Raw genomic sequence first — 20021 nt, 5'->3', positions numbered from 1 at the left:
CAGACTGGGCGCGGACACGATCCGGTGCCCTTCCGGAGAACACAGCAATGGATACACCCAAGTCGCCCTCCCTGGCAATCCGGCAGCTCAAGCGCCCGGATCTCGTGGCCCAGGAGATCAAGCGCCTGATCACCGAAAAGAACCTCAGCCCCGGCGACCGCCTGCCGCGCGAAAGCGAGCTGCAGGCACAGTTCCAGGTCAGCAAGGGCACGATCCGCGAGGCCCTCAAATCGCTGGAAGTGCAGGGGCTGATCACCATCTCCACCGGCCCTTCGGGCGGTGGCACGGTCGTCGAGGTGCCGCTGGACCGCACGCTGCAGTTCATGCAGAACTACCTGTTCTTCCAGGAGGTGACCATCGACGACATCTACACGGTGCGCCAGATGCTGGAGCCCGAGCTGGCGGCAGGCGCCGTGCCCCATCTGACCGAGGCGGATTTCGATGCGCTGGAGCACAGCATCGCCTGCTGCGACCCCACGCAAAGCAGCGAGGACCTGGTGAGCCAGCGGCGTGAGGACGTGAACTTCCACGACATCCTTGCAGCAGCCAATCCCAACCCCTTCCTGCGCTTCACCTGCGAGCTCATCAACGAGATGATTCGCCAGCTCATCGTCTTCGCCAACCGCACGCCCCAGTCCGAGCACCGGCGCTTTGGCGAGGCCAATGCCCGGATCCACCGCGACATCGTGCAGGCGGCGCGCGAACGGGATGCCGTGAAGGTGCATGCGCTGATGCAGCAGCACATGCGGGATGCGGCCAGCAGCGTCAAGCGCATGAAGGGCCGCATCCAGGGGCGGCTCATCCTCGATGCCGACAGCCTGCGCAGCCCGCGTCCGCAACGCGCCGTGCAGCCGGTGGAAAAGCCTGCGATGGCAGTGCCGAGGACTGCACCAAAAAAGGCAGCAGGGACGACACCCAGAACGGCAGCAAAGACGGCGCCAAAAACAACGGCAAGGCCGGCCGCAAAGACCACCGCAAAAGCCGTCGCAAAGACCAATGCAAAGCCCACTGCAAAGGCGGCTCCGAAGGCACCTCCGAAGGCGCTGCCCAAGCCACCCTCCGTGCGTGCCGCCGCCGCACGCAAGCGCGCGGCCTCCTGAACTGTCCCGCGCCGGTCATTGCCGCCCCGCGCCACGCGTTTCGCGCCGCCCGCTGCTGGTATGCTGCCGCGCGCTCGGCCTTCACGCATTCCACCCCCTCACGAGACAACAGCATGAGACAAACCCCTTTCGCATCCTCCCGCACCCCTGCCCTGTGGCGCGCCCTGGCCGGCGGCCTGGCGCTGGCGGCCACGCTGGCGGCGCCCCTCGCCCAGGCCCAGGGCGCAGGCAGCTATCCGTCCAAGACCATCCGCCTGGTCGTGCCCTTTGCGCCTGGCGGCTCCACCGACATCCTGGGCCGCCTGCTGGCGCAAAAGATGGGCGAGAGCATGCACACCACGGTGGTGGTGGACAACAAGCCCGGCGCCAACGGCACCATCGGCTGCGACCTGGTGGCCAAGGCGCCGGCCGACGGCTACACCGTGGTGCTGGGCGATGTGGGCTGCATGGCCATGGCCAAGGGCCTGTACACCAAGCTGCCCTATGACCCGCTGCGCGACTTCGCGCCCATCAGCCTGGTGGCACGCAGCCCGCTGGTGCTCACCGTGGGCGCGCAAAGCCCGTTCCACTCGCTCAAGGAGTTGACGGCGGCGGCCCAGGCCCAGCCCGGCAAGCTCAACTACCCCTCGTCGGGCACGGGCGGCCCCAACCACCTGGGCGCCGAGCTGTATGCCATGCAGGCCAAGGTCAAGATCGGCCACGTGCCCTACAAGGGCAGTGCGCCTTCCGTGGTGTCGCTGGCAGCCGGTGAGACCGACTTCGGCTTTCTCACGGCCGTGACGATTGCCGCGCAGCTCAAGGCCGGCAAGGTGCGTGCCCTGGCCGTGGCCCACAACGAGCGTCTGCAGTCCATGCCCGACGTGCCCACCATGTCCGAGGCCGGCCTCAAGGACTTCACGGCCGATGCCTGGTTCCTCGCGGCCGTGCCCGCAGGCACGCCCAAGCCCATCGTGGACAGGCTCTACGCCGAGATCGCCAAGGCCCTGCCCGCGCCCGAGGTCAAGGAAAAGCTGGACGCCATGGGCGTGCTGCCCTCGGGCCTCAAGCCCGATGCCTCGGCCCAGTTCCTGCGCGTGGAAGTGGACAAGTGGCGCGATGTGATCAAGAACGCGGGCATCACGCTGGACTGATTTCGCAGCCTTGCCGTTGCCATGTAAAAAGCCCCTGCGGCCTCACGGCCCAGGGGCTTTTCTCATATGCCGGAGATGCTCAGTGCGTTTCCGTCAGGGCATCGCCCAGGGCGCTGACCAGCCGCTCGATCTCGGCCTTCTCGCTGATGAAGGGCGGCGCGATCTGGATGGTGTCGCCGCCGTAGCGCACGTAAAAGCCCTTGTCCCAGCACTTCATGGCGATCTCGTAGGGACGGCGGGCCGGCTCGCCGGGCAGCGGCTCGATGGTGAAGCCCGCAGCCAGGCCGAAGTTGCGGATGTCGGCCACATGCTTTGCTCCCTTGAGGCTGTGCACGGCCTGCTCGAAGAACGGGGCCAGCGCGCGCACGCGGCCCGGGCCGTCCTCGCGCTGCAGCAGGTCCAGCGCGGCCACGCCCGCCGCGCAGGCGATGGGGTGGGCCGAGTAGGTATAGCCGTGCGGGAACTCCAGCATGTACTCGGGGCCGCCCGCTGCCATGAAGGTGTCGTAGATCTCCTTGCTGGCCACCACGGCGCCCAGGGGCTGGGCGCCATTGGTCACCTGCTTGGCGATGTTCATGATGTCGGGCGTGACGCCGAAGGCCTCGGCCCCGGTCATGGCGCCGCAGCGGCCGAAGCCCGTGATGACCTCGTCGAAGATCAGCAGGATGTTGTTCTGCGTGCAGATCTCGCGCAGGCGCTGCAAATAGCCGGCCGGCGGAATCACCACACCGGCCGAGCCCGAGAAGGGCTCGACGATGACGGCTGCGATGTTGCTGGCGTCATGCAGGGCGATCAGGTCCAGCAGCCTGTCGGCCAGCGCGCGGCCATCGGTGGCAGGCATGCCTTTGTGGAAGGACCCCAGCGCCGGCTGCGTGTGCGGCAGGTGGTCGGCCTCCACGCCCTGGCCGAAGGTCTTGCGATTGCCCACCATGCCGCCGACCGAGATGCCGCCGAAGTTCACGCCGTGGTAGCCCTTCTCGCGCCCGATCAGCCGGGTCTTGCCGCCCTGGCCCTTGGCGCGCCAGTAGGCGCGTGCCATCTTCAGCGCCGTGTCGGCCGCCTCCGAGCCCGAGCCCGTGAAGAACACATGGTCCAGGCCTGCAGGCGTCAGCTCCTTGATCTTGTTGGCCAGCGCGAACGAGGCCGGGTGGCCGAACTGGAAGGCCGGCGCATAGTCCAGCTGCTGGGCCGCGCGGCCGATGGCTTCGGCGATCTCGCGGCGGCCATGGCCCAGGCCCGAGCACCACAGGCCCGACAGGCCGTCGAAGATCTTGCGGCCGTCGGCATCGGTGTAGTAGGCGCCCTGGGCGCCGGTGATCATGCGCGGGCGCGCCTTGAACTCGCGGTTGCCGGTGAAGGGCATCCAGTGGGCGTCAAGCCAGGCGGCATCGGTGCGCGTGGCGGCTGCAGCGCCTTGTTCGGTGGGAACCAGGGTCATGGTGATCTCCTCGGGCCGGGAAAGAAAAAAAGGAACCGGCCCATTGTGATCGTGCCTTTTGATTTCTCGAAGTGCGTGATATCGAGGTTCACTTGCGGATTCCTGCAAGTGAGCAAGGGCTTGCCGATCCGGGCCCCGAGAGAGCGCATTGTGGGAATCCATGGCCGGCGCCGCCATGGTGCTCGCCTATAGTGGCTCCCCAGTAGTGGTGGCCAGTTCCGGCGGGCACCGGGAGGCGAAGGGCGATGGCGGATTTTTCGATGGACAGCACCCCGGGCCGCCCGGCTCGGGACGGGCGCGCACGGGCCGCGCTGGGCCAGCTGGGCGACATGGACCTGCGCCTGCTGCGCGTGTTCAAGGCCGTGGTCGAGTGCGGCGGCATGTCGGCTGCCGAGCTGGAGCTGAACATCGGCAGCTCCACGCTGAGTCGCCATATGAAGGACCTGGAGGAGCGCCTGGGCCTGACGCTGTGCCGGCGCGGGCGCGCGGGCTTCGCTCTCACGCCCGAAGGCCACCGCATCTACGAGGCCACCTTGCAACTGCTCGGTGGCGTGGAAGGCTTCCTGGGCCAGGTGGACGACATCCATGGCCGGCTGGCCGGCACGCTGGACGTGGCGCTGTTCGACAAGACCGTGGGCAACCCGCAGTCGCGCATTCCCGAGGCGATCGGCGTTTTGCACGACCAGGCGCCGCAGCTGCATCTGCGCCTGCATGTGGCCTCCATCCAGGCCATCGAGCGCGGGCTGATGGAGGGGCGCTGGCAGGTGGGCGTGCTGCCATCGGCACCCAGTTCGGGCGCGCTGGACAGTGCCCGGCTGTTTGGCGAGCGCATGCAGCTGTACTGCGCTCCCGGCCATCCGCTGCATGGCGCCGACCATGGCGCGCTGGACTGGGACAGCCTGGGTGCGCATGCCTTCGCAGGCCTGGGCTACCAGTCACCCAACATGGCGCTCAGCCACCAGGCCGGCCTGCAGCGCCAGGCCACGGGGTTCGATCAGGAGGCCATTGCCATGCTGGTGCGATCGGGCCGCTACCTGGGCTTTCTGCCCGATCACTATGCACGGGCCATGCAGGACCAGGGCCTGCTGCAGGCCGTGGCACCGCAACGCTTTTTCTATCTGTGCGATTTCTTCGCCGTCTGGCGCAATGCCGTGGCGCCTGGGCGTGCGGCCCGGGTATTCATTGACGCCTTGCTGGCCGTGCACCATGGATGAACGGGTTCATCACAGACTTGAAAAGAGGAAACCCACAGGTTTGAACTCAGGATGTGCACAGGCTTTTGCACAGTTTGCACCCAGGTTTTTGCAGCGTATGCGCTTGACAATGTTTGGCATTGTGGCCGGGGCCAGGGCTTCAGTCCGCCCCCATTGCGCCGAAATGCATGCATGGATTCCGTGTCGGCCCTGGGTCGCACGAGCAGCGCCTTGATACCAACGATTTCGCATTTCCCGGGTTCTTGCCACCATGCGCCGCCATATCCACCTCTCTTGCCGCCACGGCGGGGCCGGGCTTCAGCCCATGCCGCCATCGACCATCCTGGCCAGGGTCTCGGCCAGCCATTTCCCGAATGAGTCTGCGCCAAGCGGCTGCATGGGTGTTGGTATGGGCATGGTCATCTCCGTACTCCCGGCAGGTTCAGGCTGCAGCCGTGGGCGGCGCCATCACGGCGGCGGCATCGGTACGGCGGCGCAGGCCCCGTTCCCAGAGCTTTTCATGGAAGAAGAAGGCCACGGCCTGGACGGTGGGCTCCAGCAGGCTGAGCGTCAGCGCGGCCCAGAGGTTGCGGGTCACGGCATAGGCCACGGCCGCCGCCACGGTGACGTGGATGACGTAGTAGCTGGCGGTTTTCATCAGCGTGTGGCGATGGTGGTGCAAGGTCTGGCGGATGCGGGTCATGGGGCTTTCCTCGGGGCTTTTCTCGTGATGAGACTCCATGCTAGGCGTGATCAATAGCCAAGGCCAATCGAAAATGATTATCAAAGACATGAAGACTATCGATGGCGGGCAGGCAGGTGCCGTGGCCCTGTGCCATTCAGGGGGCGCGCCATGAATTGGGACGAGATCTTCGTGCTCGGGTGGGCACCCCATCCGCAGTGGTTCCAGTGGCTGCATCCGGGCCTGGTGGCGCTGTCGGTGGTGGTGGCCGTGGCCACGTCGATGATGGCCATGCAGATCGCGGGGCTGGCGCGCAATGCCGCCTCGCCCCGGATACGCCGCACCGGCGTGCTGACCGGCGCCTTCTGCCTGGGCGCGGGCATCTGGGCCATGCACTTCATCGGCATGCTCGCCTTTGTGCCCTGCACCTTCGGCGACTACGACCCCTGGATCACCGCGCTGTCCATGCTGCCCAGCATGCTGGCGTCCTGGCTGGCGCTGGCGCTGATGGTGCGGCCCCGGCTGTCCGTCCAGGCGCTGGTCGGCGGCGGCGTGCTCATGGGGCTGGGCATCGGCTCCATGCACTACATCGGCATGGCGGCGGCCCAGACCTGGAGCCTGATGCTCTACGACCCCTGGGGCGTGCTGCTGTCGGTGATCGTGGCCGCCACCATGGCCATGCTGTCGCTGTGGGTGCGCTTTCGGCTGGGCAACACGGGCCGCCTGTGGCCCACCCTGGTGGCCGGCACGGTCATGGGCCTGGCCATTTCCTGCATGCACTATGCAGGCCTGTACGCACTGCGCCTCAAGCCCGGGATCGATGCGCTGGCGCAGCAGGAGGCGCCCACGCATGCGCTGCTGGTGTTCTCCATCGTGGGCGTGGTGGTGCTGATCTTCGGCCTGGTGCTGGCGGTCAACATGACGCTGCGCTACCGCCAGATCTACCGGCAGGTCCAGCGCAGCGAGTCGCGCCTGCGCGCCGTGGTGGATACGGCCGTGGACGGCATCGTGATGATCGACGGGAGCGGCAGCATCGTCTCGTTCAACGGCGCGGCCGAGCGGCTGCTGGGCTGGACGGCGCAGGAGGTGCTGGGCCGCAGCGCCAGCCTGCTCATGCCTGCGTCGGGCTGCGATGGCGGGGGCGGTTCGCTGGAAAAGCAGCTGGCCGCGGGCTTTGCAGGCCTGCTCGGCTCCAGCCGCGATGTCCACGCCCTGCACAAGGACGGCACGCAGATCGCCGTGCGCCTGGCCGTGGGCCGGGTGGCGATTGCGGGCGATCCGCTGTTCGTGGGCTTTGTGACCGACATCCGCGAGCGCCGCCAGATGCTGCAGTCGCTGCGCCGCAGCGAGGAGCAGTACCGCACCCTGATCAACAACGTGCCCGGCACCACCTTCCGCTGCCTGTACGACGGCAAGTGGACGCCGCTGCTGCTCAGCCGCTCCATCAAGGAGCTGACCGGCTGGACGGAGCAGGACTTCACGGACGGACTCACGGGCTGGGACCGGCTCATCCATGCCGAGGACCGCGACCGGCTGGAGACTGCGGTCTCGCATTCGCTGTCACGGCGCCAGACCTACAACGCCGACTACCGCCTGCTGCACCGCGACGGCAGCACCCGCTGGGTGTCCGAGACCGGGCGCGGCGTCTTCAACGAGCACGACGAGCTGACCTGGATCGACGGCGTGATCATGGACCAGACGGCGGCGCGCGCGCGCAATGCCGAGTTCGAGGGCACGGTGCGCGCCATCGACCTGTCGCTGGCCACCATCGAGTACGACCTGCTGGGCCATGTGCTGCGTGCCAACCGCAATTTCCTGGACCTGTTCGGCTACCGGCTCGACGAGGTCGCGGGCCGCCACCACGGCATGTTCTGCGAGCCCGGCTATGCCCACACGCCCGAGCATGTGCAGTTCTGGCGCCGCCTGGCCGAGGGCGAGTTCCAGGCCGGCGAGTTCCTGCGCTGCGGGCGCGAGGGGCGGCGCATCTGGGTGCAGGCCACCTACAACCCCATACGCGACGCCGACGGCCGGCCCTACAAGATCGTCAAGCTGCTCACCGACATCAGCGCCCAGCGCAAGCTGGCCCAGGAGCTGGTGCTGGCCAAGGAGCATGCCGAGGCGGCCGCCGCCGCGCGCAGCACCTTCCTGGCCAACATGAGCCACGAAATCCGCACGCCCATGAACGCCATCATCGGCTTCACCGAGGCGCTGCGCGAGACCGCCCTGCAGCCCACGCAGGCGCGCTACCTGGACACGGTGCACTACGCGGCGCGCTCCATGCTGCGACTGCTCAACGACATCCTGGACACGGCCAAGCTCGACAAGGGCGCGGTGGAGCTGGAGATCGAGGATTTTTCGGTGCGCGAGCTGTGCCAGCAAATCCTGGCGTCGCTGCGCATCACGGCCGACCGCAAGGGCCTGGACCTGCGCCTGGACTACGACCCGCACACGCCGGCGGCCCTGCGCGGCGACGGCATGCGCGTGCAGCAGATCCTGGTGAACCTGCTGGGCAATGCCGTGAAGTTCACCGAGCGCGGCCATGTGCTGCTGCGCGTGCGCTACGAGCAGGGCGTGCTGCAGCTCGATGTGCATGACACGGGCATCGGTATCGCACCCGAGAAGATCCACCGCATCTTCGACCCCTTCGCCCAGGCCGATGCCTCGACCACGCGGCGCTTTGGCGGCACGGGCCTGGGCACGACCATATCGCGCCAGCTGGCCGAGCTCATGGGCGGCAGCATCCAGCTGCACAGCACGGTGGGCGTGGGCACGGTGTTCGAGGTGCGCCTGCCCTTGCCGGTGGGCGAGAGCCCGCTGTCCGAGCGCGGCGCCGTCAGCCGCGGCCTGCCGCCGCTGCACATCCTGGCCGTGGACGATGTGCCCGAGAACCTGGAGCTGCTGCAGATCAACTTCTCCAGCCAGAACCACCAGATGGTGCTGGCCCACGACGGCGCCGAGGCGCTGCGCTGCGTGCAGGCGCAGGAGCCGCCCTTCGACGTGGTACTGATGGACCTGCAGATGCCGGGCATGGACGGCCTGGCGGCGGCGCGTGCCATCCGTGTCTGGGAGCGGCAGCTGCAGCGCCGGCCCGTGCCCATCGTCGCGCTGTCGGCCAGCGTGCTGGAGAAGGACCGCAGCGATGCCACTGCCGCCGGCATGGACGGCTTTGCCTCCAAGCCGCTGGACATGGCGCGGCTGCAGGCCGAGATTGCGCGGCTGCTGTCGCTGCAGGTGGCGCTCAAGGAGGCCAGGCCGCCCGCGCCGGCCAGCGTCCAGGCGGGGCTGCCCGATGTCACGGTGGACTGGGCCTCGGGCATTGCGCTGTGGGGCCGGGTCGATCCGCTGGTGGCCGCCATTCGGCGCTTTCTGAACGAGCAGCTTGATCTGGCTGATCGCCTGCGCCGCGCCCTGCAGCGCCCGGGGGCCGAAGCCCTGGTGGGCCTGGCGCACCGCGTGCGCGGCGCGGCAGGCAACCTGGGGCTGCAGGCCGTGTACCGCCTGGCATCGCGCCTGGAAGGCCAGGCGCAGGATGGCGCCGCGCAGCCGCAGCTGCTTGCCCTCATCGACCAGTTGCAGCAGGCTCTGGATGCGGTGGCGCAGGAGCTGCGCCAGCGCCATCCGGCCGCCATGCCGGTGGCCGAGGTCGCGGGCCAGACGCTGCCCGGCGGCATGGCACCGGCGCCGCCCGTGGCCGATGCCGGGCCACAGGGCGGCGCGTCCTGCCTGCCGGCCGATGCCCGGCCCTGGCTGGAGCGCATCGTTGCCGCATTGCAAAGCGGGGAGCTGGACGGGCAGGCCATGCAGGCCCTGGTGCGCATGCTGACGGCCGATCAGCTGCAACCACTGCAGCAGGCACTGGATAATTTCGACTTCGAGCGTGCGCAGGAATGCGCCCAGCAGCTGCAGCAGCAACTGCCCTCGATCGATGGAGACAGAGCATGAATGCGCCCAATCTACTGGCAACGGACAAGCGCCCGCGCCTGCTGCTGGTCGATGACGACCCGACCAACCTGCATGTGCTGCGCCAGATCCTGGGCGAGGACTACCGGCTCTCGTTCGCCACGGACGGACGCAAGGCACTGCAGCTGGCACAGCACCAGCCGGACCTGATCCTGCTGGACATCATGATGCCCGAGCTGGACGGCTACGCCGTGTGCCGCCAGCTCAAGGCACAGGCCGACACCGCCCGCATCCCGGTGATCTTCATCACGGCCCTGTCGGACGGGCAGGACGAGGCGCTGGGCTTTGCCTCGGGCGCGGTGGACTACATCGTCAAGCCCGTGCGTGCGCCCGTGGTGCGCGCGCGGGTGCGCAACCACCTGTCGCTGGTCAAGCTCGACGAGCTGCGCAGCACGCGGCTGCAGATCGTGCAGCGCCTGGGCCGCGCGGCCGAGTACCGCGACAACGAAACCGGCATGCACGTGATCCGCATGAGCCACTACGCAAAGACGTTGGCGCTGGCGGCCGGCTGCACCGACGAATGGGCGGACGACCTGCTCAACGCCGCGCCCATGCACGACGTGGGCAAGATCGGCATCCCCGACGCCATCCTGCTCAAGAACGGCCCGCTGACGGCCGAGGAGTGGACGGTCATGCGCCGCCATCCGCAGATCGGCGCCGAGATCATCGGCGAGCACGACTCCCAGGTGCTGCAGATGGCCTACAGCATCGCGCTGACCCACCATGAAAAGTGGGACGGCACGGGCTACCCGCAGGGCCTGGCGGGCGAGGACATCCCGCTGGCCTCGCGCATCGTGGCCGTGGCCGACGTGTTCGACGCGCTCACCACGGAGCGCCCCTACAAGCACGCCTGGACCGTGGACGACGCCATGGAGCACATAGAGCAGCAGGCCGGCGCCCACTTCGACCCGCGCCTTGTGCCGCTGTTCATCGGCCTGCGCCCGCAGCTGGAAGACATACGCGAGCGCTGGAAGGATTGACTGCACCGGCAGCCCCGATTCCGGCAGGGCGTGCTGGGGCATGGGCCATCGCTTACCCTGGCGGGCCTGCCATCGGCGCTCAAATGACCTCTCCATGTCTTCTCCCCCGCCCCTCGCTGACCGCTTCCATGTCCGCGCACTGACCGCTGCCGACCTGTCCGATCTGCTGGGCATCCAGCTGGCCTGCTATGGCGCCGACTATGCCGAGAGCGGCGAGGTCTTTGCGCGGCGCCTGGCCAGCACGGCGAACTGCTCGCTGGCGCTGGAACAGGGCGGCCGGGTGCGCGCCTACCTCGCGGCCTACCGCAGCCGGATGGCCAAGATCACCCCGCTGCACGGTGACTTCGAAGCCGTGGAGCAGGCCGACACCCTCTACCTGCACGACATGGCCGTGCACCCCGAGGCCGCAGGCCAGGGCCTGGCGCGCGCGCTGCTGGCGCCGCTGTGGGAGCGGGCGCGCGCCGAGGGCCTGCGCCACACGGCCCTGGTCTCGGTGCAGGGCTCGCGCGGCTACTGGGAGCGCCATGGCTATGCCGTGCAGGCGCTGGCAAGCCCGCAGCAGCAGCAGCGGCTGGACAGCTACGGCGAAGGGGCCCTGTACATGATCAGGGTGCTCTAGGTTTGCCGGCGCGGCAGGCGCGGAAAAAACGTTTGTCCGGCCGGCGCGCCGCCTGGACAATCCTTGCCACCCCCACACCCGAGCGCGCCGCCATGCCCCTTTCCAGCCTGTTGCGTCTTCTCGCCCTTGCCGCCCTGTGGGGCGGCAGCTTCGTGCTGCTGCGCGTGGTCGTGCCCGCGCTGGGTGCCCTGCCCACGGCCTTCGTGCGGGTGCTGCTGGGCGCGGCAGGGCTGGCACTGCTGCTGGCCGTGCTGCGGCTGCGCCCGCGCTTCCAGGGCCTGCTGATGCCATCCATGGCGCTGGGCGTGGTGAATTCGGGCGTTCCCTTTCTCATGTATGCGCTGGCCGCGCGCAGCCTGCCGGCCGGCTACAGCGCCATCCTCAACGCCACCACGCCTCTGATGGGCGTGCTCCTGGGCGCCCTGGCCTTTGGCGAGCGCATCACGGCGGCGCGGGTGGCGGGTGTCTGCGTAGGCCTGGCCGGCGTGGCCGTCCTGGCCCAGGCCGGCCCGGTGGCGCTGACGGCCGAGGTGCTGCTGGGCATCGCGGCCTGCCTGGTGGCCACGGCCTGCTATGCAGCCGCGGGTTTTCTGACGCGGCGCTGGATCACCGCTGGCGGCGGGCTGGACAGCCGCATCGTTGCGCTGGGCAGCCAGTGCGGCGCGGTGCTGGTGCTGCTGCCCTTCCTGCTCTGGCAGTTGTGGCAGGAGCCACAGGCGCCCATGGCCTGGGTAGCCGTACCCCTGAAGGTCTGGCTTGCCATGCTGGTGCTGGGCCTGTTGTGCACGGCCCTGGCCTATGTGTTGTATTTCCGCCTGATCGCCGATGTGGGGCCGCTGAAGGCGCTGACAGTCACCTTCCTGATTCCGCTGTTCGGCGTGGCCTGGGGCTGGCTGCTGCTGGGTGAGCCCGCCACGCTGGCGCATGCGGGTGGCGGCGGGCTGATCGCGCTGGCGCTGTGGCTGGTGCTCAGGCCCGCGCCGCCGCTGGCCATGCCCAGGGAGCAGGGCAGCGGGGTCCGCTGATGGGGGTTTTGGCCGGGGACGGGCCGGCCGCCTCTGGTCATAATGCGCGCCATGCCCGATCGCTGGAAACCCAATGTCACTGTGGCGGCCATCATTGAGCGCGATGGCCGTTTTCTGCTGGTGGAAGAAGACACGGCCGATGGCGTGCGCTACAACACCCCTGCCGGCCATCTCGACCCCGCCGAGTCGCCCATCACCGCCTGTGTGCGCGAGGTCGATGAGGAGACCGCGCACGACTTCGTGCCCACGGCCCTGGTCGGTGTCTACCTGAACCGCTTCGTGCGCACGCGCACCGGCTCCGACATCACCTATCTGCGCTTTGCCTTCACGGGCGAGCTGGGCGACTTCCGGGCCGGCCAGCCTCTGGATGACGGCATCATCCGCACGGTCTGGATGACGCTGGGCGAGCTCAAGGCCTGCACCGCCCTGCACCGCAGCCCGCTGGTGATGCAAAGCATCGAGGACTACCTGGCCGGCCGCCGCTACCCGCTGGAGCTGATCCACACCGATCCCAGCGTGCTGCAGGCTCCGCTGTCCCACTGAGTCCATGCCGACCCTGTCTGTCACAAAACGCCGCGCTCGTGCGTCTTGATGGCATGCAGAGCCCCTCCGCCACCGATGCTCCCCTGGTGCTGTTCGAGCGCCACCGCCCGCGCCTGTTCGGCCTGGCCTACCGCATGCTCGGCCAGCGCGCCGATGCCGAAGACCTGGTCCAGGAAGCCTGGCTGCGCTGGCATGGCGCCGAGCGTGCCGGCATAGCGCAGCCCGAGGCCTGGCTGGTTTCCGTGACCACGCGCCTGGCCATAGACCGGCTGCGCCGCCTGCGCGCCGAGCGCGAGCACTACCAGGGCTTCTGGCTGCCCGAGCCCCTGGTCCAGCCTTGGGCCGAGGAGTCCGCGCCCTCGGCCGAAGACCTGCTGGAGCGTGCCCACGACGTGTCCACGGCCCTGATGTTCGTGCTCGAGCAGCTCACGCCCGACGAGCGCGCCGCCTTTTTGCTGCGCGAGATCTTCGATGCCGACTATGCCGAGGTGGCCCAGGCCCTGGGCCGCAGCGAGGCCGCCTGCCGCCAGCTGGTGCACCGCGCGCGCAGCCATGTACAGGCCGGCCGCCCGCGCTTTGCGGCGCCGCCCGAGGCCCATGCTGCATTGCTGCAGCGCTTTGCGCAGGCCGTGCAGGGCGGAAACTTCGCACAGATCCAGGCGCTGTTCGCGCCCGATGCCGAACTCATCAGCGACGGCGGCGGCAAGGTGCCCTCCTTCGGCCGCGTGCTGGAGACGGGCCGGCGCCTGGCCCTGCTGTACTTCGCCACCACGCGCCGCATGCGGCGCAACGGCCAGCGCCAGAGCCTGCATCTGGCGCGCGTCAACGGCCTGCCGGGCCTGCTGCGCTGCATCGACGGCGAACTGGAGTCCGTGCAGACGCTGCTGGTCGAGGGCGGCCTGATCCGTCGCATCTACACGCTGCGCAACCCCGACAAGCTGGCCGGCGTGGCCGTGCCGGCGCCATTGCCGTTCCCTGCAGGCCCTGCAGCTTAGTCAGATGGTCAGATGAACTGAAGATCGCGGGGCGTGACGCCCTCGAACACGCGCTGCAGCTGTGCCGGGCTCAATCCATACATGCGCTGGAACAGGCCGCCCAGCACGGCGCGGTACTCGTTGAGCACGGGATGGTCGCGGTTCTGGAACAGGTTTTTCTGGTTGACCTCGACCTGCTCGCCCACGATGCGCCCGCCCGCATGCGAGGACAGCCCGCCGCCCAGCAGCCAGTAGGTCGTGCCGTGGCCGTGGTCCGTGCCCTTGTTGCCGTTCTCGCGGAAGGTGCGGCCGAACTCGCTGATCACCACCACCACCGTATGCCGCCAGGCCTCGGGGCCTATCTCCTGGGCAAAGCCGGCCAGGCCCCGGCCCAGCTCGTCCAGCCGCCCGGCCAGCGCGCCCGTGGCGCCGCCCTGGGCCACGTGCGTGTCCCAGCCTCCCACATCGACGAAGCCCAGGTCGAAGCGCTCGCGCATCAGGGCCGCCATGCGCTGCGCCACCAGGGCAAAGCCGCGTGCGCTGATGGCATTGCGCCCGGCCTGGTCCATCTCTTCCTGCACGCTGCGCTGCACGGCATCACGCACGGCAAAGCCCTCCTGCACGGCCGGGCCCAGGGCGGTGCCCGCGTACATGGCGGCAATGGCCTGGCTGCGGCGATCGTCCAGGCCGCCCTTGCCCACGGATGCCAGCGCCATGTTGGCGGCCGGCAGGCTGCCGCGCAGCAGCAGCGGCAACTGCGGCGTGAAGGCCATGGGCGACACCGGGCCCCGCCCGTCCTGCCCCAGCACCTGGGCCAGCCGGTTCAGAAAGCCCGACTGGTAGCTGCGGCGCCCGTCCAGGTCCTGGCCCAGTTCGATGGAGTCCTGCGTCTCGAAATGGCTGCGCGACAGGTCGTGCGTGCCCGCAAACGGCACGAAGCAGGCCTGGCCGGCCTGGAACAGCGGATGGATGCTGTCCTCCAGCATCGGGTGCAGGCCCCAGCGGCCATCCAGCGCCAGCGCGCCACCGGCCTCGCCGGGACGGGGGATGGCGATGCTGGGGCGGGCCTCGTAGTAGAAGTCGCTGTGCGTGGGCACCAGCAGACTGTTGCAGTCATATGCGCCGCGCAGAAACACCAGCAGCAGGCGCGGCGTGGCCTGCTGGGGTGTGGCCGCCTGCAGCCGGCCCAGGTGGGCGGCAAAGGGCAGGGCCGATGCCATGGTCAGGAAGTGGCGTCGCTGCATGGAAAGTCTCCGGGGTTCAGCGGAACATCATCTCGGGCGCGGACAGGAAGTAGGTATTCCAGTCCGCCGGATTGCGGGCCTGGGCCAGTGCCGCCTGCGTGGCCTGGCTCCACAGCGGCAGGCGCTGGCGCACGCTGGCCCGTTCCGACAGCGTGGGGTAGGGCGGCTTCTCCAGCGCCTCCTTGGGGTCGGCGCGGAACAGCACGGCGCTGCGCGTGGCGATCTGGCGCGCCACCTCGAAGCGCGCCGCCATCTGGCCCGAGCTGGCCCAGTCGGACTGCATCTGCGGATAGCCGTCCGGCGTCTCGTGTGCGTAGAGGTTCTGGCCCAGCCGGTTGATCCAGCCCAGCACGGGCGCCACGTCGGCCGCCACGCGCTGCTCCACCGACAGCCGCGTGGCGGCCAGCACGTAGTGCAGCGGGTCGCGGAACTTGCGGCCAAAGCGCGCGGCCTCGGGATCGGTCAGCAATGCGGCCACGGTGGCCGCGATGTTGCCCCGGCTGCGCGTGAAGGCCTGTGCCGTGCGCTGCACCAGGGCCGGCGGCGGATCGTCGGCAATGAAGAACACCGCCAGCTTGCGCGCGATGAACTGCGCCGTGGCCGGCGAGGCGACGATGCGGTCCAGCGCCTCCTGGACCTCGGCCATGCCGCGTGCGTGCATGGGCTGGCCCAGGAAGGTCTTGGGGCCGTAGTCGTGCCGGTTGGGGTTGAACTCGAAGAAGCCCGAGCGCAGGTAGTCGCCCTGGCGCTCGGGGCGCATGCGTGGCGGCGGCGTGCCTGCCGGCTGCAGGCTGATGCCCACGCCAGTCAGGATGCGCGCCATCTCCTGCACATCGGCCTGGGTGTAGCCGCTGCCCACGCCCATGGTGTGCAGCTCCAGCAGTTCGCGCGCGTAGTTCTCGTTGATGCGGCCCGCCGCATTGCTGGCGTTGTCCAGGTAGCGCAGCATGGCCGGGTGGCGCAGCGAGGCTTCCAGCAGGCCGCGAAAGCTGCCCAGCGCATGCGGGCGTATGGCCTGCTCCTCGTAGTCGCCCACCCAGGCGCGGATATCGGACTTGCGCAGGCTGACGCTGAAATGGTTCATCCAGAACCAGGTCATCTGCTCCTGCAACTGCGCCGGCGAGTACAGGGCGCGAATCACGAAGCGCTTCTGGGCATCGTTGCCCAGCTGGTTCAGCGTGCGCTGGTAGGCCTGCTGCAGCGTGGCCTTCTCATCGGCCGATGCCGCCTCCTGCACGGCCTTGCGCTGGTCGCTCAGTTCCTGCAGTACCTGCTCCATGGGGCGCTGGCTGATGTCCAGCCCGTCAATGCGCTGCTGCGCCTGCGCGGGCAGCGGCTGAGGCCCCGGCTGCAGTTGCCGGGCCAGCCAGGCCTTGAGGCCCAGGCGCTGCAGCTGCGCATCCTCGCTGTCGTTGGCGCCCCAGGTCACGCGGTCCAGCCATTGCTGGCGCTGCGCGGCGGTGAGGGGCGCATCGGGCAGGGCCTGGAGTGCGGGCGTTGCGGAGGAGGGCGGCGCCTGCAGGGGCGCGCAGCCCGTGGCCAGGATGATGGCGCAGAACGTGAGAGCGATGGCGAACGGCGATGTGCGGCGCATGGTGTCTCGGTGGGTAGGGGGCATCCATTGGACGCCAGCATCCTCCGCCCATGTGCTTCGCCCTGTAAAGCGCCGGTAGCAAAAAGTAAAAGGCAAAAAAAAGCGGAGTGTGAAGCACTCCGCTTTTTCTGAGGAACCCGGCCTTACTTGCTTGCCCGGCTTGCGCACTCCGCGCAGTGTCCGTACAGCGCCATCGAATGGTCCTGGATCACCCAGCCCTTGGCCTTGGCGATCAGGTTCTGGCGCTTTTCGATATCGGGATCGTAGAACTCCTCGACCTTGCCGCAGCTGGTGCACACGAAGTGGTCGTGGTGCTGGCCTTCATTGAGTTCGTAGACGGCCTTGCCGCTCTCGAAATTGCTGCGGATGAGGATGCCGGCCTGCTCGAACTGCGTGAGCACGCGGTAGACCGTGGCCAGGCCGATGTCCGAGCGTTCGTCCAGCAGCACGCGGAACACGTCCTCGGCCGTCATGTGGCGTTGCGCGCCCGTCTGGAAGATCTCCAGGATCTTCAGGCGGGGAAGCGTGGCCTTCAGGCCGGTACTCTTGAGTTCGTCGATGTTCTTCATGTCTGGGTCTTTGGCAGAGACTGCCCGCTGGACTGCCACCATGGCAGGCGCGGGGCGGCGAACAAAATGGCCCTGGTGCCAGGGGCGTCGCATGATCGCAAGCCCTAGGGACCAGCCGCTACAATGATCCACGATCATATCCCTATGCTGATACCAATGCATGTTCAAGCCCGTTGCCGCACGAGTGCGGCCCTGATGCTGTCGATCGGGGTGGCGCTGGCAGGCTGCAGCAGCCTCGATGGCGCCGCGCACCGAGTCGCCAATGTCGTCACTCCCTACAAGGTCGAGGTCGTCCAAGGCAACTTCGTCTCCCGTGAACAGGTCGAGGCCCTGCAGCCCGGCATGAGCCGCCAGCAGGTGCGCGACATTCTCGGCACGCCGCTGGTCACCAGCGTATTCCACGCCGACCGCTGGGAATATGTGTTCACCATCAAGCGCCCCGGCGTCGATTCGCAGGTGCGCAAGCTGACCGTCTTCTTCAACGGCGACCTGTTCGCCCGCTCAGAAGGCGACGAGATGCCTACCGAGGCCGAATTCGTCGCCAGCCTGGGCTCCAAGAAGAAGCTGGGCAAGATTCCGCCGCTGCAAGCCAGCGAGGAGCAGCTGTCAAAGTTCCCGGTCGCCAAGCCCGTGGAGGAGCCCGTGGCCGCCGAGCCGCCACCCGCGGCGGCCAGCTACCCGCCACTGGAATCCGGCGCCCGTTGATATCGCCGCCCGCGCGCCGCAAGGCATGCGGGCGTTTTTCCGTGGATGAAGGCCGCCGCGGCGCCTGTCTGGCGCCCCTGTTGCCTGCTGTCCATGCATTGAGCTTGTGTATCCCTTTCCCGACATGAACGCCACGACCGCCACTTCCTCCAGCAACAACCAGCGCCTGCGCGTGGCCGTGGCCGGCGCCTCCGGCCGCATGGGCCGCATGCTGATCGAGGCCATCGCGCAAAGCGATGACCTTGCGCTGGCCGCCGCGCTGGACCGCGCCGACAGCCCTGCGCTGGGCACCGATCCCTCGGCCTTCCTCGGCCAGCCCAGCGGCATCGCCATCGAAAGCGATGTGCGTGCCGCGCTGTCCAAGGCCGATTGCCTGATCGACTTCACGCGCCCCGAAGGCACGATGGATCACCTGGCCATCTGCGCCGAGCTGGGCGTCAAGCTGGTCATCGGCACCACGGGCTTCAGCGACGAGCAAAAGGCCCGCATCGCCGAGTACGCCCAGCGCACGGCCGTGATGCTGTCGCCCAACATGAGCGTGGGCGTGAACGTCACCTTCAAGCTGCTGGAGATGGCGGCCAAGGCGCTGTCCAGCGGCTACGACATCGAAATCGTCGAGGCCCATCACCGCCACAAGGTCGATGCCCCCTCGGGCACGGCCCTCAAGATGGGCGAGGTCATCGCCGAAGCCCAGGGCACGAATCTGGCCGACCGCGCCGTCTACGAGCGCTTCGGCCACACCGGCGCGCGCGAGAACAACACCATCGGCTTTGCCACCGTGCGCGGCGGCGACATCATCGGCGACCACACGGTGCTGTTCGCGGGCACGGGCGAGCGCATCGAGATCTCGCACAAGTCCAGCAGCCGTGCCGGCTATGCGCAGGGCAGCCTGCGGGCGGCGCGCTTCCTGGCAGGCAAGGCAACGGGCCAGTACGACATGAACGATGTCCTGGGTCTGTGATGACACAGACCCAGGGCCGTAGCGCCGCGTACCTCTCTTTGGCCATACGGGCGAGATAAAGACCATGACCGGCCCACTCTGGCTCTGGTGGCAGCAAGGCGACGCCGTGGCGCGCGGCACGGCGCTGCTGCTGCTGGCGCTGTCGGTGGCCAGCTGGGTGGTCATCGTCTGGAAGATCTGGTTCATGGCCGCCAGCCGGCGCCGCGTTCCACAGGCCATTGCGGCCTTCTGGAGTGCGCCGGACCTGGCCACGGGCCAGGCCCGCATGGCCGAGGGCGATCGCCAGCAACTGGTGGCGCCCATGGCCGGGGCCGTGTCCCAGGTCCTCGCGCCCACGGGCGGCAGCGACATGGCGCTCTCGGGGCGCGCAGCGCGCTCCGTGCGCCTCACGCGCGGCCTGCGCCAGGCGCTGCAGTCGGCCAGCCACCAGCTTCAATGGGGCCAGACCCTGCTGGCCACCGTGGGCGCCACGGCGCCCTTCGTCGGCCTGCTGGGCACCGTCTGGGGCATTCACCACGCGCTGGCCACGCTGGCCGGCAGCGGACAGATCGGCATCGAGCAACTGGCCGGCCCTGTGGGCGAGGCCCTGGTGATGACGGCAGCCGGCCTGGCCGTGGCCCTGCCGGCCGTGCTGGCCTATAACCTGCTGGGCCGCGCCGCCGCCCAGATGGAAGCCCTGCTGGAAGGCTTTGCCCATGACCTGCAGGCCATGTTCGGCACCCAGCTGGCGGAGCCGGCGCAGCACGATGACGGCATGGCCGTCGCCGGCCTGCCGGCCGGCCCCATGGAAGCGCCCTGACCGGGCAGCTCACCAGGAGCGCACATGGCCTTTGGACGATTGAGCGGCAAGGAGGGCGCCCCCCAGCCCATGCACGCCATCAACGTCACCCCGCTGGTGGATGTGATGCTGGTGCTCGTCGTCATCTTCATCCTCGCGGCCCCCATGCTGGCTGCCTCGCTGCGCGTGCAATTGCCCCAGGCCCAGGGCACCCAGCCCATGGCCGCCGCTGGCGAGGACGATGCGTTGCTGCTGGAGGTCGACGCGAAGGGCGCGCTCTGGATGCAGGGCCAGCCCACCACGGCGGATGCGCTGCGCGAGCGCCTGGCACAGCTCGGCGCACGCAACCCCCTGGCAGAACTGCAACTTCGCGCCGACCAGGCCGTGCCCTATGGCCGCGTGGCCGAACTCATGGGCTGGGCCCATGCGGCAGGGCTGACGCGCATGGGCTTCGTGGCCGAGCCGGCGCGGAACCAGGATGGAAAATCCGCAGCCGTCCTGGGGCCCACCGGCGCCGGGCGCTGAA

The 20021-nt window shown here is 68.8% G+C and carries 18 protein-coding genes; 13 read left to right on the top strand and 5 right to left on the bottom strand.

Annotated features, from left to right (window positions below):
* Positions 1 to 47 precede the first annotated feature (47 nt).
* Both ACFPFG_RS18015 and ACFPFG_RS18010 read left to right on the top strand, forming a co-directional pair.
* Entirely contained in the window at positions 48 to 1100 is a 1053-nt protein-coding gene (locus tag ACFPFG_RS18015) for a FadR/GntR family transcriptional regulator (protein WP_183018772.1), read from the top strand.
* 113 nt (positions 1101 to 1213) lie between these two features.
* Positions 1214 to 2230, top strand: coding sequence for a Bug family tripartite tricarboxylate transporter substrate binding protein (locus tag ACFPFG_RS18010; RefSeq protein WP_183018773.1), 1017 nt, complete (start codon positions 1214 to 1216; stop codon positions 2228 to 2230).
* 79 nt (positions 2231 to 2309) lie between these two features.
* On the opposite strand, the gene aptA is transcribed toward ACFPFG_RS18010, so the two are convergent.
* A complete protein-coding gene (gene aptA, locus ACFPFG_RS18005) occupies positions 2310 to 3668 on the bottom strand; it encodes an omega-aminotransferase AptA (RefSeq protein ID WP_374617849.1) in 1359 nt (452 codons plus the stop codon).
* 245 nt (positions 3669 to 3913) lie between these two features.
* Between aptA and ACFPFG_RS18000 the strand changes: the two genes are divergently transcribed.
* Positions 3914 to 4882 carry a LysR family transcriptional regulator gene (locus tag ACFPFG_RS18000; protein ID WP_380107673.1) on the top strand — a complete coding sequence of 323 codons (969 nt, stop codon included), beginning with the start codon at positions 3914 to 3916 and terminating at the stop codon, positions 4880 to 4882.
* 421 nt (positions 4883 to 5303) lie between these two features.
* Here the strand turns inward: ACFPFG_RS18000 and ACFPFG_RS17995 are convergent, their stop codons facing one another.
* Positions 5304 to 5564, bottom strand: a complete 261-nt coding sequence (locus ACFPFG_RS17995) for a DUF2061 domain-containing protein (RefSeq protein WP_183018776.1) — start codon at positions 5562 to 5564, stop codon at positions 5304 to 5306.
* A gap of 150 nt (positions 5565 to 5714) precedes the next feature.
* On the opposite strand from ACFPFG_RS17995, the gene ACFPFG_RS17990 reads away from it, so the two are divergent.
* The 6 genes from ACFPFG_RS17990 to sigJ all read left to right on the top strand — a co-directional run bounded on the left by ACFPFG_RS17990 (position 5715) and on the right by sigJ (position 13665).
* Positions 5715 to 9485, top strand: a complete 3771-nt coding sequence (locus ACFPFG_RS17990) for a PAS domain S-box protein (protein WP_197954143.1) — start codon at positions 5715 to 5717, stop codon at positions 9483 to 9485.
* Positions 9482 to 10483, top strand: a complete 1002-nt coding sequence (locus tag ACFPFG_RS17985) for an HD-GYP domain-containing protein (RefSeq protein WP_012207812.1) — start codon at positions 9482 to 9484, stop codon at positions 10481 to 10483. The genes ACFPFG_RS17990 and ACFPFG_RS17985 overlap by 4 nt, the downstream gene beginning before the upstream one ends.
* Before the next feature lie 94 nt (positions 10484 to 10577).
* On the top strand, positions 10578 to 11102 hold the full coding sequence (locus ACFPFG_RS17980) for a GNAT family N-acetyltransferase (RefSeq protein ID WP_183018778.1): 525 nt from the start codon (positions 10578 to 10580) through the stop codon (positions 11100 to 11102).
* Between the two features lie 92 nt (positions 11103 to 11194).
* Positions 11195 to 12127, top strand: a complete 933-nt coding sequence (locus ACFPFG_RS17975; protein ID WP_380107670.1) for a DMT family transporter — start codon at positions 11195 to 11197, stop codon at positions 12125 to 12127.
* Positions 12128 to 12169: 42 nt separating this feature from the next.
* Entirely contained in the window at positions 12170 to 12670 is a 501-nt protein-coding gene (locus ACFPFG_RS17970; RefSeq protein ID WP_183018780.1) for an NUDIX hydrolase, read from the top strand.
* Positions 12671 to 12723: 53 nt separating this feature from the next.
* Positions 12724 to 13665: an RNA polymerase sigma factor SigJ gene (gene sigJ / locus ACFPFG_RS17965; protein WP_380107668.1), complete on the top strand. Its 942-nt coding sequence runs from the start codon at positions 12724 to 12726 to the stop codon at positions 13663 to 13665.
* 8 nt (positions 13666 to 13673) lie between these two features.
* On the opposite strand, the gene ACFPFG_RS17960 is transcribed toward sigJ, so the two are convergent.
* The 3 genes from ACFPFG_RS17960 to fur form a co-directional block, all read right to left on the bottom strand.
* Positions 13674 to 14888, bottom strand: a complete 1215-nt coding sequence (locus ACFPFG_RS17960) for a DUF1501 domain-containing protein (RefSeq protein ID WP_380107666.1) — start codon at positions 14886 to 14888, stop codon at positions 13674 to 13676.
* 16 nt (positions 14889 to 14904) lie between these two features.
* Positions 14905 to 16482: a DUF1800 domain-containing protein gene (locus ACFPFG_RS17955; protein ID WP_380107664.1), complete on the bottom strand. Its 1578-nt coding sequence runs from the start codon at positions 16480 to 16482 to the stop codon at positions 14905 to 14907.
* A gap of 143 nt (positions 16483 to 16625) precedes the next feature.
* On the bottom strand, positions 16626 to 17051 hold the full coding sequence (fur, locus tag ACFPFG_RS17950) for a ferric iron uptake transcriptional regulator (RefSeq protein ID WP_034397437.1): 426 nt from the start codon (positions 17049 to 17051) through the stop codon (positions 16626 to 16628).
* Positions 17052 to 17207: 156 nt separating this feature from the next.
* Here fur and ACFPFG_RS17945 point away from each other — a divergent pair, with 156 nt between their 5' ends.
* The 4 genes from ACFPFG_RS17945 to ACFPFG_RS17930 all read left to right on the top strand — a co-directional run bounded on the left by ACFPFG_RS17945 (position 17208) and on the right by ACFPFG_RS17930 (position 20020).
* Entirely contained in the window at positions 17208 to 17756 is a 549-nt protein-coding gene (locus ACFPFG_RS17945; protein ID WP_183018784.1) for an outer membrane protein assembly factor BamE, read from the top strand.
* A 124-nt stretch (positions 17757 to 17880) separates the two neighbouring features.
* Positions 17881 to 18717: a 4-hydroxy-tetrahydrodipicolinate reductase gene (gene dapB, locus ACFPFG_RS17940; protein WP_312373227.1), complete on the top strand. Its 837-nt coding sequence runs from the start codon at positions 17881 to 17883 to the stop codon at positions 18715 to 18717.
* A 64-nt stretch (positions 18718 to 18781) separates the two neighbouring features.
* Positions 18782 to 19516: a MotA/TolQ/ExbB proton channel family protein gene (locus tag ACFPFG_RS17935; protein ID WP_374617853.1), complete on the top strand. Its 735-nt coding sequence runs from the start codon at positions 18782 to 18784 to the stop codon at positions 19514 to 19516.
* Positions 19517 to 19540: 24 nt separating this feature from the next.
* Positions 19541 to 20020, top strand: coding sequence for an ExbD/TolR family protein (locus tag ACFPFG_RS17930; RefSeq protein WP_380107660.1), 480 nt, complete (start codon positions 19541 to 19543; stop codon positions 20018 to 20020).
* Position 20021 lies beyond the last annotated feature (1 nt).

Source organism: Delftia deserti (genome assembly GCF_042653485.1).
In the GTDB taxonomy this organism is placed as follows: Bacteria; Pseudomonadota; Gammaproteobacteria; order Burkholderiales; family Burkholderiaceae_C; genus Comamonas; species Comamonas acidovorans.
This window is presented reverse-complemented; position numbering and strand designations above follow the sequence as displayed.

What these genes read in the sequence shown, in the direction of transcription:
- ACFPFG_RS18015 (WP_183018772.1), top strand. Translation starts at nt 48, where the DNA reads ATGGATACACCCAAGTCGCCCTCCCTGGCAATCCGGCAGCTCAAGCGC.
- ACFPFG_RS18010 (WP_183018773.1), top strand. Translation starts at nt 1,214, where the DNA reads ATGAGACAAACCCCTTTCGCATCCTCCCGCACCCCTGCCCTGTGGCGC.
- aptA (WP_374617849.1), bottom strand. Translation starts at nt 3,668, where the DNA reads ATGACCCTGGTTCCCACCGAACAAGGCGCTGCAGCCGCCACGCGCACC.
- ACFPFG_RS18000 (WP_380107673.1), top strand. Translation starts at nt 3,914, where the DNA reads ATGGCGGATTTTTCGATGGACAGCACCCCGGGCCGCCCGGCTCGGGAC.
- ACFPFG_RS17995 (WP_183018776.1), bottom strand. Translation starts at nt 5,564, where the DNA reads ATGACCCGCATCCGCCAGACCTTGCACCACCATCGCCACACGCTGATG.
- ACFPFG_RS17990 (WP_197954143.1), top strand. Translation starts at nt 5,715, where the DNA reads ATGAATTGGGACGAGATCTTCGTGCTCGGGTGGGCACCCCATCCGCAG.
- ACFPFG_RS17985 (WP_012207812.1), top strand. Translation starts at nt 9,482, where the DNA reads ATGAATGCGCCCAATCTACTGGCAACGGACAAGCGCCCGCGCCTGCTG.
- ACFPFG_RS17980 (WP_183018778.1), top strand. Translation starts at nt 10,578, where the DNA reads ATGTCTTCTCCCCCGCCCCTCGCTGACCGCTTCCATGTCCGCGCACTG.
- ACFPFG_RS17975 (WP_380107670.1), top strand. Translation starts at nt 11,195, where the DNA reads ATGCCCCTTTCCAGCCTGTTGCGTCTTCTCGCCCTTGCCGCCCTGTGG.
- ACFPFG_RS17970 (WP_183018780.1), top strand. Translation starts at nt 12,170, where the DNA reads ATGCGCGCCATGCCCGATCGCTGGAAACCCAATGTCACTGTGGCGGCC.
- sigJ (WP_380107668.1), top strand. Translation starts at nt 12,724, where the DNA reads ATGCAGAGCCCCTCCGCCACCGATGCTCCCCTGGTGCTGTTCGAGCGC.
- ACFPFG_RS17960 (WP_380107666.1), bottom strand. Translation starts at nt 14,888, where the DNA reads ATGCAGCGACGCCACTTCCTGACCATGGCATCGGCCCTGCCCTTTGCC.
- ACFPFG_RS17955 (WP_380107664.1), bottom strand. Translation starts at nt 16,482, where the DNA reads ATGCGCCGCACATCGCCGTTCGCCATCGCTCTCACGTTCTGCGCCATC.
- fur (WP_034397437.1), bottom strand. Translation starts at nt 17,051, where the DNA reads ATGAAGAACATCGACGAACTCAAGAGTACCGGCCTGAAGGCCACGCTT.
- ACFPFG_RS17945 (WP_183018784.1), top strand. Translation starts at nt 17,208, where the DNA reads ATGCATGTTCAAGCCCGTTGCCGCACGAGTGCGGCCCTGATGCTGTCG.
- dapB (WP_312373227.1), top strand. Translation starts at nt 17,881, where the DNA reads ATGAACGCCACGACCGCCACTTCCTCCAGCAACAACCAGCGCCTGCGC.
- ACFPFG_RS17935 (WP_374617853.1), top strand. Translation starts at nt 18,782, where the DNA reads ATGACCGGCCCACTCTGGCTCTGGTGGCAGCAAGGCGACGCCGTGGCG.
- ACFPFG_RS17930 (WP_380107660.1), top strand. Translation starts at nt 19,541, where the DNA reads ATGGCCTTTGGACGATTGAGCGGCAAGGAGGGCGCCCCCCAGCCCATG.